General features: G+C 48.5%; 12 protein-coding genes. 2 read left to right on the top strand and 10 right to left on the bottom strand.

Features of this window, described 5'->3' with window-relative positions; genetic code table 11:
* The first annotated feature begins 169 nt into the window (after positions 1 to 169).
* Entirely contained in the window at positions 170 to 487 is a 318-nt protein-coding gene (locus L6H65_RS05210) for a hypothetical protein (RefSeq protein ID WP_236339424.1), read from the top strand.
* Positions 488 to 615: 128 nt separating this feature from the next.
* Here the strand turns inward: L6H65_RS05210 and L6H65_RS05215 are convergent, their stop codons facing one another.
* The 8 genes from L6H65_RS05215 to L6H65_RS05250 all read right to left on the bottom strand — a co-directional run bounded on the left by L6H65_RS05215 (position 616) and on the right by L6H65_RS05250 (position 10780).
* Positions 616 to 2280 carry an AraC family transcriptional regulator gene (locus tag L6H65_RS05215; protein WP_236339425.1) on the bottom strand — a complete coding sequence of 555 codons (1665 nt, stop codon included), beginning with the start codon at positions 2278 to 2280 and terminating at the stop codon, positions 616 to 618.
* 161 nt (positions 2281 to 2441) lie between these two features.
* Positions 2442 to 3464 (bottom strand): ABC transporter substrate-binding protein, encoded by a 1023-nt coding sequence (locus tag L6H65_RS05220; protein ID WP_236339426.1) that lies wholly within the window; start codon positions 3462 to 3464, stop codon positions 2442 to 2444.
* A 233-nt stretch (positions 3465 to 3697) separates the two neighbouring features.
* Positions 3698 to 4288 (bottom strand): nitroreductase family protein, encoded by a 591-nt coding sequence (locus L6H65_RS05225; RefSeq protein WP_236339427.1) that lies wholly within the window; start codon positions 4286 to 4288, stop codon positions 3698 to 3700.
* Positions 4289 to 4544: 256 nt separating this feature from the next.
* Complete coding sequence (locus L6H65_RS05230; protein ID WP_236339428.1) at positions 4545 to 5387, bottom strand: sugar ABC transporter permease; 843 nt, start codon at positions 5385 to 5387, stop codon at positions 4545 to 4547.
* Complete coding sequence (locus tag L6H65_RS05235; protein ID WP_236339452.1) at positions 5384 to 6700, bottom strand: carbohydrate ABC transporter permease; 1317 nt, start codon at positions 6698 to 6700, stop codon at positions 5384 to 5386. Before L6H65_RS05235 ends, L6H65_RS05230 begins: the two co-directional genes overlap by 4 nt.
* 7 nt (positions 6701 to 6707) lie before the next feature.
* A complete protein-coding gene (locus L6H65_RS05240; protein ID WP_236339429.1) occupies positions 6708 to 8081 on the bottom strand; it encodes a sugar ABC transporter substrate-binding protein in 1374 nt (457 codons plus the stop codon).
* A gap of 17 nt (positions 8082 to 8098) precedes the next feature.
* A complete protein-coding gene (locus L6H65_RS05245; protein WP_236339430.1) occupies positions 8099 to 9430 on the bottom strand; it encodes an alpha/beta hydrolase in 1332 nt (443 codons plus the stop codon).
* Between the two features lie 15 nt (positions 9431 to 9445).
* On the bottom strand, positions 9446 to 10780 hold the full coding sequence (locus tag L6H65_RS05250; RefSeq protein ID WP_236339431.1) for an alpha/beta hydrolase: 1335 nt from the start codon (positions 10778 to 10780) through the stop codon (positions 9446 to 9448).
* A gap of 173 nt (positions 10781 to 10953) precedes the next feature.
* Between L6H65_RS05250 and L6H65_RS05255 the strand changes: the two genes are divergently transcribed.
* Positions 10954 to 11880, top strand: a complete 927-nt coding sequence (locus tag L6H65_RS05255; protein ID WP_236339432.1) for a LacI family DNA-binding transcriptional regulator — start codon at positions 10954 to 10956, stop codon at positions 11878 to 11880.
* A 387-nt stretch (positions 11881 to 12267) separates the two neighbouring features.
* Here the strand turns inward: L6H65_RS05255 and L6H65_RS05260 are convergent, their stop codons facing one another.
* Positions 12268 to 13239 (bottom strand): 3'-5' exoribonuclease YhaM family protein, encoded by a 972-nt coding sequence (locus tag L6H65_RS05260; protein ID WP_236339433.1) that lies wholly within the window; start codon positions 13237 to 13239, stop codon positions 12268 to 12270.
* 785 nt (positions 13240 to 14024) lie between these two features.
* Positions 14025 to 14546, bottom strand: a complete 522-nt coding sequence (locus L6H65_RS05265) for a WGxxGxxG family protein (RefSeq protein WP_236339434.1) — start codon at positions 14544 to 14546, stop codon at positions 14025 to 14027.
* Positions 14547 to 14760: the final 214 nt, after the last annotated feature.

The following is a 14760-nucleotide window of genomic DNA, read 5'->3' on the forward strand; positions in this document are numbered from 1 at the left end:
TTTCTCCTCTCCCATAAAAGAGCGCTCTCGAAAGAGGGCGCTCGAATTTTTGTTTCCCCGTCTTGTATTTTATAGGCCAATAGACTCATTATTATTGGTTTTTATTCCGCATATCGCCAAAATGCGACTTTTGTTGTAAACTATTCTAAAATTATATAGGGGGTTAAGTATGGCTAGTATATTGAAGATTATAGGTGTAGTATGCATTATTGGTGGATTCTTCGTTGGGACCATCAACGGGCTCTTAAGTGAAGAAGTCTACGGAGATCAAAGTAGTTTTACAGTTGCTATCTCATCGTGGATCAGCGGGATTTTATTTGGCACTCTGTTTATTGCATTTGGGATAATGTACGAGAATGTAGAGGACATCGCTTCCAGGGTAAGAAACCCCGAATATTATACAACTGGGAATGCAAGCGAGACCGGAAATTCAAGAATGAACAGTCTTGAGACGATAACAGACTACAAAATGAAATCTATGGATTAAGAACAGGGATCATCAGCAACAGAACATAAATATTGAATAGCCCACTGGTCGCGCAGACCAGTGGGCTTCATATTGAATCAGAATAATCGGCAACAGTACCAGCAGCACCTCCCCATTAGGAGGAACGATCAAGTTCCGTAACCCGCCTCCTCCAACGGCACTCCCGTTAGCTCCAGCAGCTCGTTAATAATGATGTTGCGGCCGATTGGCGTCCAGCTCATGCGGAGCCAGTGCGGAACAGCCATCACATTGCCAGCGCGCACCGCATGAATCGATTTCCATGCAGGAACGCCGCATAGACGCTCGTAAACGTCGTCGCTGCCGGCACGCTGATGCTTCTTCAGAATAAACAGATAGTCAGCCTCAATCGGCGGCAGCCACTCCGGGGGAAGCTCCAGCATTTTAGCATGCAGCGGCACACTTCTGCCGGGTCTCAAGCCCAAATCGCGATACAACAGCTCATTAAGCGGATGATCAATCGCTCCCTGAATGCTGATGCCATCGTGGCTGACTTGAATGACGCACACCGTCTTATTCTCCAGCTTCCTATGCAGCAAGCCCTTCGCTTCCGTAACGCGCAGCGCCAGCCTGTGGATCGTCTGCTCCGCCTCCTGCTTCCGCCCCAATATATCGGCCATCTTGCGATAATTCACGATCCAGCTGCCATCGGAAGCCAGCACAACGGAAGGGGCGATCTCGCTAAATTTATCGTATAAGTGCATATGATAAGCATCGCCAATCAACACATCCGGTGCGGAACGCACCAGTTCCTCCCATTGCTTCGTGAAGAAATGCTCGTATTCCAGTTCACCCATGCCAGGATTTTTGCAGCAATTGACGGATGCGACCGGCTCCACCCCCAGAGAGAGTAGGCTGTTCTGCAGCTGAAGGCATGATGCGACCGCTACCTTCAACTGATTTCGCTTCATATAAAAGGTAGGCGACACGCCCACAGTACGGTGAAAAATACGGCTGAAATGAAATTCATCCTCATAGCCGACAGCGGCGGAAACGTCCCGTACCCTGCTGCCCTTTTGCGATAAAAGCGTCTTGGCGCTGTCCATTCTAACTCGGGTCAAATACTCCATAGGCGATTCGCCCAACGTCCTTTTGAATAAACGGGAAAAAGAGCTGGGGGTGAGATTGGCCATTGCCGAAAGGGTCTTCATATCGATTTTGTCGTGGAAATGAGATTGCATATATTCGGTCACTTGATTCAAGCCCTGCTTGGCGCTGTTCTGCCGTGGACGGTCACTGCACTCCTGCATAATGAGATAGAGCAGCTCTTGAAATTGCAGATGGAGCCTCATCGCATCAGACGAATTGCGGCTTGCTTCATATAGCAGCTGGATCCGGCTCCAGATTTGCTTGGCCTTCCTTGTGCGGATATAGCCCGGGATGAACAACGCTGGCGGTTCGCTGCGCATATGCATCGTATTTGCTTGGACGGCTCCAGCATGCTCCGTATACTGCTGCAAGGCCATTGTATACACTTCAAGCTTCCCCGAGCTCAGCGACAGCTCAACCGAAGTATCGCAATCCACATAATAGAGCTGGTAAGGCTCGAATTCCCTTCGTTCGTTGCCAATAAGCACCGTCCCGCTTCCTTCTGCAACAAAGCATAACATCGCCGAGGGAAAACCTTCAAAGCGCATATAGTTATCCTTCACACAGCTGCGCTTGCGAATGGAAGCAAGGAATAGAACAGAACGTTTCGTTAAGGGGATTCTACTATCGTTCACGACTCGGCTCATTCCTTTCTCATTCATGGATATAGTGATAACTATTATCATTATAGCGAATCCAGACAAGTCCCGACAACGACGGCGGCCGGTCGCCCACAGAGATACTGTTTACACCACTGCATCACTCTGACGGGCAAGCTGACAAAACACGCGCCACTCCGGGCGCGTGCTGCCAGCCTGCTTATTAGCGTTCGAAACGTCTTCAAGCGTTATTTCAATCCAAAGAATGTGTACAAATCCTGCAGGAGCAGCTTGGCAGCGGTGCTTCCCCCTCCAAGATTCCAGATGATCGGATCGGCCAAGAAATAATTGCCGTCCTTTACACCTCTAAGATTGTTCCACAACGGATGGGAGGTCCAATCCGCCTTCGTCTTGGCGTCTTCTTCGGAGGTACGGGAAATGTCGAATATATAGTCGCCGTCCAATTGCCCCATCTGTTCCTTGGTGTTCAATGTGACCGCTGTCTTGCCCTCCACTTGCTGCGCTTCAGGTCTTGCTAATCCAAGCTCGTCAAACAGTTCTCCAGCAAAGCCAGAAACATAGAATCGGGCTGTTCCGTCAGACTCAAAGCGGACAATCGACATTTCTTTCCCGTTCAGCTTGTCTCCCAGCTTCGCTTTGAAATCGGCAACGCTGTTGTTCCAATCCTCCATCATTTTGGCAGCTTCGTCCTTCTTGCCCAGCGCATCAGCAGCAACAGCCAAATTCGCTTTCCAGTCAAACAGCTTATCAAGCACAATCGTCGGCGCAATATCCTTAAGCTGGGAATAAATTTTTTCGTGGCGCGATTTAGCAGCGATAATCAAATCCGGTTTGAGCGCCACAATTGCTTCCATATTCGGCTGCGTTTCTTCACCCAAATTCTCTACCCCGTCCATACTTGCACGCAAGTATTCGTACCACGGCTTCTCCTCCCATGATTCAACCGCGCCAGCTGGCTTGACGCCAAGCGCAACGGTGATGTCCACCATGCCATTGAACAACACGACAACACGCTTCGGTTCACCCTTTATTGTGGCCGTACCCATAGCATGCTGAATCGTCCGCTCGCCTGCTGCTTCCGCACCCGATGTTTCGGGCGACTGCACTGCTGCCTGTTCATTCGTCGTTCCCTTGGTCGGCTTTGACTCCCCAGTCTGGCTCCCCTGATTGGTGTTGCTTCCTCCACAGCCGGCAGCAGTTATCAGCGCCACCAGCAATACGAGTAATTGTACAGCTTTCATTTGTTTCATCTCTCTCTTCCTCCCCGTAAATCTATCACTGAATGTTTGCTCTTGAATATCTCATTCATCGCATATGGACAGCCATGCCATTCATTAGTGATTATGATAATCATTATCACTAATAATGATAGCCTTCTGCCATAAGATTGTCCATGTACATTTTTACCCCGCTATCTGCTCATTTTTGTCCCATTTCGCTGCCTTGAACTCACATCCGATGCGATCTTCAATGGCAAGCGGCATTAATGAGGTGATCGGGTATCGTGAACCGTCAAATAATGGACAGCATCCGTGCGTGGTCTCGGATCAGGTATTTGGTCAGGATATCCGATGTGCAGAAGGCCGACTATTTTCTCTCCCGCCGCAACGCCTGTCCTGCTCCTGAAGCGGGGATCATAGATGAAAGCATTCGTCTTCCAGACGACGCCAATCCCCTCTTCCCATGCTGCAAGCTGGAAATTCTGAATCCAGCAGCATACAGCGGCGTAATCCTCCTCCCACTGACGCGGGCGCGGGTCTTCCTTCATGATAACAAGCAAGTGCAGCGGAATATGATTGAAGTAATCCAGCTTACCTCCACCGTATTGCTCCCTCTCCGCTGCCGATAATGCTTCGAGCATCGCTTCCGCGAGCTCTGCTTTGGCATCGCCCTTATACAAAATGAAACGCCATGGCTCCCTTACACCGTGGTTAGGCGCCCATACTGCTACATTGAGCAGCGACATGAGCAGCTCCATTGATACCGGGTCTTTCTTGAATTGTCGTATCGATCTTCTTCCTTTAATGACTGCCGCCGCTTGGCCGCCTGTGTAACCGTCATTTGCTTTCATCATGAACCCCAATCTACAAGAAGGTAGAATGACATAGACATCATTGCTGACATAGCCCCTGTGCACGCCCTGCGAGAATGATTATCATTCGGATAGGTAGATCATACGGGTGCAGCCATTCTTTTGTACATGTACGCTTTTGTCTTATTAACTGAATGTTTTTGTCCTGCCACACACAGAAAAGCAGAGCCGTCCCTAAGCCCGCCATAAAAACCCGGCTTTGAGGATCAGCCCTGCTTGTTATCAACCATAAATCCGGTTACCCCTTATTCGCGCCAGCCGTCAATCCGTCTACAAAATAACGCTGCAGATACATGAACAGAATGGTTATCGGTATTGCGATGAATACCGCCCCAGCTGCAAATAAAGTAAAGTACGCGTTCTGATAGGAATTAACCATATCGTACAATCCAACTGCCACTGTCCATTTCTCCTTGGAACGTAACACAAGACTCGCGAATATAAAATCCACCCATGCACCGGTAAAGGTAGTTAATGCGACGAACACGAGCATCGGCTTGGACAAGGGCAGCATAATGCTTGTGAATACACGAAAGTTGCTGGCTCCATCTATCCGCGCCGCTTCCTCGATCCCTTTCGGCAGCGTATCGAAAAAACCTTTGGCAACGAATAAATTAAAAATAATCGAGCCAAACGAGTAGACGATGACAAGCGCCATATGCGTGTCCAGCAGTCCTAGCTGCATAAGCAGAATATACACCGCAACCATGCTCATGAAACCAGGGAACATCCCCAGCACCAGTACCAAAGTTAATGAAGCTTTTCTCCCTGGAAAACGAAATCGGGATAAGGCATAGGCTGTTATCGTTACAAGGAATGTACTGAGCAGCATGCTGAAGATGGCCACTTTAAACGTGTTCATATACCAGGTGGAGAACATGAGGCTGCCGGATTGAAACAATTCCGTGTAATGATCCAACGTCAGGCTCTTCGGAATAAACGACTCGCTGTATAGCGACTTGCCCGGTTTAAAGGAAGAGAGCACGACCCAGGCAGCCGGATACAAGCTCCAGCACACCACAATCGCAAGAAAGAGGTAGCTGGCGATTACTCTGAATTTCGTTGACATTCTGTTTATCATTGCGTCATCTCCTCATCCTTGAACGACCGGGTTTGCCGATAGTTCCATATCGAGAATCCGGCGATAATAATAAAGAGAATGATCCCTATAGCCGAAGCAATATTGTAGATATTGTTGTTCAAGGTCAGCTTGTACAGCCATGTAATCAACAAATCGGTATGCCCTGCGAACTGATATTCCGGATTGGACGGACCGCCGTTCGTCAGCAAATATATGACATTGAAGTTGTTGAAGTTGCCTGCGAGCTGGATAATGAGAATCGGCGCAATCGCGAACATGATGAACGGGAACGTAATGATCCTCGCCTGCTGCCATCTCCCTGCCCCTTCGACCCTGGCAGCCTCGTACAAATCCGGCGAGATCGTGGACAGAACGCTGCTGATCAAGAGAAACGACAGCGGCATTCCTACCCAAATGTTGACGATAATGACGGTGAACTTAGCCCAGAATGGGTCTGTCAGCCAAGGCAATTGCCCTAATCCAAAATGGGATAGATACTGATTAATAGGACCGAACTTGCCGTTGAACATCATTTTCATCGCTAATAGAGATATCATCTGAGGGATGGCGTATGGAATAATGATAAGCGTCCTCCATATCCCCTTCAGCCTGATTTCCTTCTGCGAGAGCACCAATGCAACGGCTAGCCCGCTAATAAATGTCGTTGCTGTTGCGACAACAGCCCACAGCACCGTCCAGCCCAATACGCCAAGAAAGGTGCCGCTCCAGCTGCTTAGACGGAACAACTGGGCAAACGTATCGAGTCCCACCCAATCAACCAGATTGCCTGGCGGAATATGATGCGGCGAGGAATAGTTGGTGAAGGCGAGCAGGACCATGAATACGATAGGCAGAATCGTCAGAAACAGTATGCCTGCCCCCGGCAAGACTAGCATCGCTTGAGCAAATTTGAAATCATGAATGAAGGTCAGCGTTTGTCTGAAGGTTGCCGGGGGCAGGCCAGAATCCCGCTTCCGCCCCGTTCGGTAAGCATCCTTGATTACGCTGATATAAACGATCAAATAGAGCACGAACAGAAAGAGCACGATCAAGCTTTGTATCATCAGATTGATCGAATGATCTCCAGGAACATTCACAGACCTGCCATTGACTTCTTCGAGTCGGGAAGGGACGTCACCGAGCGTAATCATTCCCCAAACCGCTGTCCGCAGTGTGGACGCGAAGTAGCTGATGGCGAAGCCGCTTAAGAGGAGCATCATTAACCCCTTGATCCATTGGCGGTTATAGATCTGTCCCGAGCCAGGGATTAATGCCGACAAGACAGGTGCGACCATATGATGTCTAGTTTTCATAGGGCCGTCAGAATGGGGCTTCGGTTGAGCCCGGCTCACTCGGTTTGTCCCCTTGCTTGGCATTCAGCGACATGGCATCCCGGATTTGCTTAACCGCTCTGTCCAAAACTTCCTTCCCGTCATTCCCGTCCCAAATCTCCACCATTGCAGCATCCATCGGAACCCATACACTGCTAATTTCCGGAATGGAAGGCGCCGAATGCGAGTTGCTGAACTGTTTATAGAAGGTGCTCGTAATCTCGTCTCCCTGAATAACAGCATTTTGCGCCGCTTCCTTATGTGTCGGCACTGCGCCCGTCAGCTCGTAATTAAGCAGCTGCGCCGACTTATTGGAAGCGAATCTCGCGAACAATTTGGCTGCATTGGGATACTTGCTGTAAGCGCTGACATACCAGGAATTGACTTGAGACAGCGTGACAGAATCATTGCCGCCAATGGCCGGAATTGGAGCCACTCCAAAGTTGATGCCTGCTTGCCTGAACGTCTCGATGAACCATGATCCTGTCACATTCATCGCCACGCTTCCCTCGCTGAACAATGTAGTTTTGATATCGCTTGCAATGTCGCCCGCAGAGATCGGAAGAACCTCCTTGCGCAAGCTTGCGAAAACTTCCATTCCTTTGACCGCGCCCTCGTTGTTTAATCCAATATCCGCAGGATCGGTACCGTTGTTGCCGAAAATATAACCGCCGGTAGAACCGATGAAAGGATAACTGAAGTAGAAGAATGGCGCATCGAACATAAAGGCGTACTTGTTGCGGTCAGGGTCAGTAAAGGTTTTGGAGAAGGCAATGACCTCTTCCATCGTTGCCGGAGGCTTGCTGATCAAATCCTTGTTATAGAACATCGCATAGGTCATCACCTTGATTGGATAGCCGTACAGCTTATTGTTATACGAGCCTGCAGTGACCGCGACCGCTTCGTGCTCGCTTCGCGTAGCCTCTTCGAACTCATCGTTGGGCAGAATAAGCCCGGCGCTCGCTGCCTTGCCGAGATGATCCTGAGATGTCGTAATAACATCTGCGGCCAGTCCAGCCGGACCGTCCAGCTCGAATTTCCCGATCTGGTCCATCGTTCCAAGCTCCTGCATTCTCACCTCGACGCCATATGCAGCCGTGAACTCCTTCATGATCGCTTCGACGAACGGACGAGCCTCCTTGCTTTCCCAGATCAGCAGACTTGCGCCGGGCTCTGGGACAAGATCCGTCTCCAGCTTGTTGAAGGTCAGATCAAACTTGCTTTGATCGGGCGTGTTCCCCGTTCCTTTCGAGTCGTTCGGATCGTTCGCGTTGTTAGAGCATGCCGTCGTTATAACCAGCGACAATGTTAAGACGAAGAGCGATACCTTTGCCAAACCGCCTAAAGCTTGTTTTCTTTTCATTTGAATTCCCCCCGTCATTATAAGGTTTGCCCTTGAATCCAGCTTTCCACTTCATAGCGCAGCATGACATCATCATTTGCGACAAATTGACGCTTCGGTATCGCATTCCCGTCCGCGTCAGCCTCCTGCAATCCGGAGTACTCACAGACGTGAAAGGAGTATCCGCTGCCTCTGGGCAGTGTGAACCGTCTGTGAAACGTTTGCTGCCCGACCTGCTCAAGCTCTACTCCGGCATATATTTTGGCGTCTTTACGAGTATGAATCGGGACAACAACCTCTATCTCAACCACAACCTCCGGGGATAATGCCGGAACGATTGATAATGCTTTGGTTGCGGATAAAGCAGGATGCATATATTCGATTACGAAGTCTCCGACCTCCCATGCCATGATTAAGCCCTCTGGCGTAATAAAAGCGATGTTATCTGGCGTTAGCGTAAACCGCGCATCCAAATCCACAATATTTAAACCGCTTTCATAAGTGAGAATCGGATAGACGTGGCTGCTGACCCCGTTTACTGCCGCAATATCATCGCCTATCAATTCCGCTGCGACAGGCAAGCCCTTATCCCCGAAGAAGTAAATGAGCGGGCCAAGAACTCTACTCGCCCATGCATCCTCATTATGCTCCGCCAACGGCTCATAGCAGAACATGAGATCTTCACCAGAACGATAGCCCAGTTCTATGAAATGCTCGACCATCTCTCTGACATGACTAACTTGAACGGTCATCCCCTCCATCCCGCCAGTATCGATCCAGAGCTGCAGCGGCTCCTTCTTGACAAATTGCTGAACGATCGGGCAATGCTTCATTTCTTCTTCATTATACTGTGCAAAATAAGGAGATATCATGGCCAGCTTGCCGAAGACGTCCGAGCGGCGAAATCCGATATGGTAGGTGACAAGCCCTCCTCTGGACGATCCCATGAGCGCTGTATGGCAGCTTTCCCGTTTCGTGCGGTAAGTTTCATCGATACAAGGCTTCAACTCTTCAACCAGGAAATTCTCATAAGACTCTCCGAAACATGGATAGTCAAGTCGGACCTCATATGGACCATGATGCGCAAACTCACTGTTGCGCTCCATTCCCATATTTGCAATGGCAACAATAATCAATTCCTCGATTCGCTGCTCAGCAATCAATGCATCACATATTTGATGCAAATTCCAAGATTGCCCGTTAAAAGCAGGGTTGAACACATTTTGCCCATCATGCACATACAAGACTGGATAAGTCCTGTCCGGCTGCAGATCATAGGATGGCGGCAAATAGACAAACAGCTCTCTTTGATTATTCAAGCATTCTGATCGAAAGTCTGCAATTCTGTCAATTCGTGATTTCCCTGTCATCCACCATTCTCCTTCCTACTGAAATTCCGGCTTCAAGTCGATCCAATTTTCAACCGTATAGCTGACCTTCTTATCTCTATCAGCAACCAATCTTCTGTAAGGAATCTGCCCATAATCGTGGTCAACCTCATCCTTCTCGTAGCCCCGAGTAATGAGAAAATCAAAGGTTAGTCCTCTCGGCAATTTAATCATGCCGCCGTATCGACCCTTGCCGAGCTTAGGCACTTCGAATGTGGCATAGATCTCGGCATCATCCGGTGTCGATGGAGGCACCTGAATGTCAAGCTCAATCTCAACCGTTTCGGACAGGCTCTCCACAACCGTAAACGTTCGTGAGGCCTCTAGATCCCCATATCTGTAAAAGATAGTTGCAATTCCTGACCGCTTGGGCAGCAGCCGTCCATCTGGCATCACTTCTAGAACCTCCGGATGCATAGAGCGATAGCTGCCCTGTAAATCACTGAAGCTAAACGCATTGTCCCGGGTGACAACCGCATTGATGTAGGCGAGCGGCCCTTTCACGCCGACTGCATCCGGTCCCTGCAGTTCCACCTTCACCGCAGCGGCCTCCTCCCCGAAGAAATGAATAAGCGGCATATGTGCTCTGCGGCCCCAATCCCATTCGGAATGAGCAGCATCCCGGTCCTCGAAATAATAGAGCTCGCCCCCCTGCTTCCAGCCCTTATTCAGCATATCTTCCGCCACGCTCTTCACATGGCCTGGCATGAAGAAACCTTCCGCCCCGCCGATATCCAGCCATATCTTCTGCCCCTCATTCAGAGGGTAGCCCCGGTATTGCATCGTTTCCTCAAGCGTGTAAGGATCAACCCTTACGAAGAATGGCGACAGAATGCCAAGCATGCCGAAAACGTCAGGATTGCGCAGACCGATGTTGTATGTTGCAATGCCGGCTGCTGATGAACCCATTAAGCCAGTGTGCTCCGCTTGCGGCAATGTCCTGAAGGCCCGGTCCAGCAATGGCTTCAATTCCTCAATCAGAAAGTGCTCGTAATCCTCGCCAACGCAGCGGATCGGATAAGCGCACACATCATGAAAGTATTCGCTCGTTCCTTCCTCATACTTGTGCTCGACAGCGGCGATGATAATCGGCTGGATATGGCCAGAGGCGATCAATTGATCCGCGATCCGATGCATTCCCCATGACTCCCCCGATTCCTTCCGAGGGTTGAATACATGCTGGCCAACATGCATATACAGAACAGGATACCGCTGCGACAGATCGTCGTCATAGCCAGCAGGCAGATAGACGTAGATCTCTCTCTCATTCCCTAGCCGTGATGCATGAATGCCTGGTAAAACAACAAGCTGCGATTGATTAGTAGTAGACATAGCAGAAACCCCTTTGTGTATGCAGATTGCAATAAAACATCGCAACTTAACCGGTTAAGTGATTTCAGTATATGTGATGATTGCGAGGCTGTCAACCTATGGATTGACATTTTTATATTTCCAGATTTATGATTAAGCTAAGTTTTTGACCCAAGTGAGGCGGTTAGCAAAATATGAAGAAAACGACATTAAGAGACGTTGCCAAAGAAGCCGATGTATCCGTCGCTACAGTGAGTTATGTGCTTAACAATGTAAGCAACCAAACGATCCCCGAAGATACAAGACAACGGGTATTCAATGCTGCAAGCAAGCTGAAATATGTGCAGAATCTGACTGCCAAGGCGCTCTCTCTAGGCAAAACTAATGTTCTGGGGATCTTGTTCGTGAGCAATGCCAACTCCCGTATTCCCAAGCCGATCAGCTACGGACCTTTCCTTCACAGATTGGAGCGCAGGTGTCAGAATAAAGGGTATCATCTGCTTGTATCTCAAATCGATCCATTAACGCCCAGCTACGAAATCATACAGGAGAGAAAGCTGGACGGCGCTTTCCTGATCGATGCGATGGAGGAATCCTTCCATTCGATATCCAGCAACCTTCAATACGGCTCGCCGCTTGTCATCGTGGACGCTATGATCAACGATTCATTATTTCGCAGTGTAAACCCTGATTGGGAGACACTGTTTCATGAGCTGAAAGCAGCCGGAGCAGGCGAGCAAGCCTATGCTCTCATTCATGAGCAGGCCTCAAACCTGCTATACAATCAAAAAATCCAATCCGCTTCCGGATTGGATGAAACCTGCATATGCGCTGTAACTAATGATGAGGACAAGCTGCGGACCTTTATTGAGGGCCATGCCGACAAGCACCTGATCGTAGTGAACGAATTTCTGGCGCTGCAGGTCATGAAATACCATAGTCCTGAGCATATGACTGTAATATGCACATCGGAATGCCCCGAATTTCTGCCGGAGCAAGTGAAGAAGATCCTCCTGAGTCGTTCGAAGGCGGATGCCGCCTTTGAATTAATGAACGAGCTGCTGCAATCACCATTCAGCTCGTCCGGAGATCAGAGCATCGCAATGCGAATATCCGAATAACCGCCACATAACAAGGCTCATTAGCCATGCTATGTGGCGACGGGAGGATGACATGAGCGCAAAAATTGCCATCGATTCCTTGCAGGATTTGGTTGATCAGTTCGGAGCAAGCTTCGTTCCTGAATGTCAAAGGGTAAACCCGAGCAGGTCAGAACCATAAAAAACAAAAATAACCTTCAAAACCACTATAAAAGTGGAGATGAAGGTTATTTTTTTTATTGTTCACGGGCGGCGACTGTGGAAAAGACTGTGCCACTGACGAGTATGCCACTGTACGCATGGAAACCACCACCGTCATGCAGCGGTAAACCACGCGTAGAAGAACACAGCACCTATGTATGCAGCATGGGGAACCGCTTACGTGCGAACGATGTATGCGAGAATCCATTAGGTGGATTTCCCAAGACCCTTTGAGCGATAAATCTGCTTATTCTCCAGAATTCTAACCGGTGCCGTCCATTCCTCTGTATCCGGCATTGTACTTACCGCATCCTCGACAGCCTGGAGCTTGGCATCCAATTGATCAATGTAATGCAGCGCCACAGCCTCCGGAATTTGCGGTTGAACTGGACTTCCCCATTCTCCCAAATTGTGATGTGATAGAATCATATGATGCAAAATAACAACCTTCTCAGAATCGACTGCCAGCCCTAGCGAAATTGCAGCCTCAGTAACCCAGTTCGCAGCCATCGACAGATGACCGAGCAGCTTGCCGGTAAAGCTGTATTCCTTCACGATTCCAATCTCTGCAGTCAACTCGTCCGTCTTGGCAATGTCATGCAAAATAATGCCTGCGCGAATGAGATCCAGGTTCAGGAATGGACGCTGCTTTGCCACGAACTCTCCCAGCTCCAGCATTCTCACAATATGATATGCCAAACCAGCATAGAAGGCATGATGCATCGATTTGGCAGCCGGATAATGCATCAGCTTATCCTCAACCCGGGAAACACAAGCATGGACGATGCTTCTAATCTCTTTATCTGCAATACTTTCGACTGTCTGCTTGATTGTATACAGCAGGTCAACCGGCTGAACCGGCGCTGAACGAATAAAATCGGTCATATCTTGATGATCATAATCAGCAGCAGGACGTATCTGCATAATTTTGAACTGAGGCTTGTCCCGATAAATTTGTACGATTCCTTTAACCTTGACGATCATTGGCGCAATAAAGGTTTCCTTGTCTCGCGAGGAGGCATCCCAGAATTTCGTCTGAATCTCACCGCTCTTATCGGCCAGTACAAGATCCATATAATCTTTTGGTGGCGTCGCATTCGTTTGTTTCGCTTCTGCGCTCTTGAGCAAATAAAAGCCTATAATTTCGTCGCCTTCTACAAAGGTTTTAATAAGTGTCATTATTAATCTCTCCTAGCTGCTTGTCTTTAAAATGCTGTGATGGAACCTCTCTGTTATTTTCTTGATTATCCCATACTGCAATCGTTTTGTCATAATGTTCTCCTCCCCCGCATATACTCCCAGTATAGCCCCAACAGAAGGAGGTGAGGGCAATGAAGAAGATCAGATTGCTAGTTCGGTTCAGTCTCAAAATGATCGGATTGAAAATGTTCATCTCTATCGCAAAAAATTAATGTCCGCTGCCGCAAGCTGAATAGAAGCATTGCTTTAATATGTTACCCAATTAGCTTTGAACAGGGATCGTGCGTCATCGCTCTTCTCCTTCAAAGATAACAATAAATCTATTCAAGCGACAATATCCCGCTGATGATTTACTATCAGTGGGTTTGTCGTGTTTTTTGCAAAAACCGTGACAAGCATCCAAACCATGAGACGCTCCTGCACATAGTATAGCATGTAACTACTCAACGAAAGGAGCTAGAAATTTCTATGTCCTTTTACCCTCAGTGTCCAACTCAAACGGTCTACGATCCACCGGTAACGTTGTATGAGAATTTCTACCATCCGCAGGTCGTTCAGGTCATTCATCCGATAGAGGTAGTTAACCAGCATCATTGCGTCCCTACGCCACACCATTTCTACACGTATTCCACCAAAGATGTCATGTGCAACGTTTCCAGCGTTAAATCAAAGAAACGCTCTCGGAAAAAATAATAAGCAGCAGCTTGAGCAGCAGCTCCCCCTTATTCGGCGGAGGTGCTGCTTTTCGCATGCCTCTTGCAATCCTATGCGTGATCCCGATCTCGATTTTTGCTTCTTAAACCCGCAAGACCAAGCAATCCCAGCAAACCAAGCCAGCCCCAGTTAAAATCATTGTCATTATTCCCAGCTGCGTTGGTTCTGAGATTATTGGTTCTTAAATTGTTGGTTCCGAAATTATCAGTTCTGTCATTATTGGTTCTGAAATTGTTAGTTCTTAAATTGTTGGTTCTGTAAATATCAGTTCTGTCATTATTGGTTCTGTCATTGTTGGTTCTGAAATTATCCGTTCTGTTAATATTAGTCAGGTCATTGTTAATCCTGTCCGTATTTATACCGAAATTGTCATTATTGCCGGGGGCGACATTGTCAGGAGTTCGATACAAATTCACTCCACTAGTAGCTGGCGTTCCATTGGTTTGAATTTTCGTATCATAATTACGGCTGTTGTGCGGACGGGTCATATTGCCTTCGGCAAACGATAAAGGGACCAACAGCATAGCGGACAGTGCTGCGCAAGCAACGCAGCTTGTTACGAGCTTCTTCAAAATTGAGACCTCCATTTGTGATGTCATTTTTGAATCCACACTTGGTTTTTCCTCTTTCCGACGCAATTATCCGACATTCCAGCTATACAATATTGTACCTCTGTCAAGAAAGTAGACACAGAAACTAAGCGCCCTGGTGTTGCTCGTAGTACCTTTTCTCGCATTGATGCGGGGTAAGATAACCGATCGTCGAATGGATGCGGATCCGGTTGTA

It is taken from the genome of Paenibacillus plantiphilus (assembly GCF_927798095.1).
In the GTDB taxonomy this organism is placed as follows: Bacteria; Bacillota; Bacilli; order Paenibacillales; family Paenibacillaceae; genus Paenibacillus_Z; species Paenibacillus_Z plantiphilus.

What these genes read in the sequence shown, in the direction of transcription:
- L6H65_RS05215 (WP_236339425.1), bottom strand. Translation starts at nt 2,280, where the DNA reads ATGATAATAGTTATCACTATATCCATGAATGAGAAAGGAATGAGCCGA.
- L6H65_RS05225 (WP_236339427.1), bottom strand. Translation starts at nt 4,288, where the DNA reads ATGATGAAAGCAAATGACGGTTACACAGGCGGCCAAGCGGCGGCAGTC.
- L6H65_RS05245 (WP_236339430.1), bottom strand. Translation starts at nt 9,430, where the DNA reads ATGACAGGGAAATCACGAATTGACAGAATTGCAGACTTTCGATCAGAA.
- L6H65_RS05240 (WP_236339429.1), bottom strand. Translation starts at nt 8,081, where the DNA reads ATGAAAAGAAAACAAGCTTTAGGCGGTTTGGCAAAGGTATCGCTCTTC.
- L6H65_RS05250 (WP_236339431.1), bottom strand. Translation starts at nt 10,780, where the DNA reads ATGTCTACTACTAATCAATCGCAGCTTGTTGTTTTACCAGGCATTCAT.
- L6H65_RS05220 (WP_236339426.1), bottom strand. Translation starts at nt 3,464, where the DNA reads ATGAAACAAATGAAAGCTGTACAATTACTCGTATTGCTGGTGGCGCTG.
- L6H65_RS05260 (WP_236339433.1), bottom strand. Translation starts at nt 13,239, where the DNA reads ATGACACTTATTAAAACCTTTGTAGAAGGCGACGAAATTATAGGCTTT.
- L6H65_RS05235 (WP_236339452.1), bottom strand. Translation starts at nt 6,700, where the DNA reads ATGAAAACTAGACATCATATGGTCGCACCTGTCTTGTCGGCATTAATC.
- L6H65_RS05230 (WP_236339428.1), bottom strand. Translation starts at nt 5,387, where the DNA reads ATGATAAACAGAATGTCAACGAAATTCAGAGTAATCGCCAGCTACCTC.
- L6H65_RS05255 (WP_236339432.1), top strand. Translation starts at nt 10,954, where the DNA reads ATGAAGAAAACGACATTAAGAGACGTTGCCAAAGAAGCCGATGTATCC.
- L6H65_RS05210 (WP_236339424.1), top strand. Translation starts at nt 170, where the DNA reads ATGGCTAGTATATTGAAGATTATAGGTGTAGTATGCATTATTGGTGGA.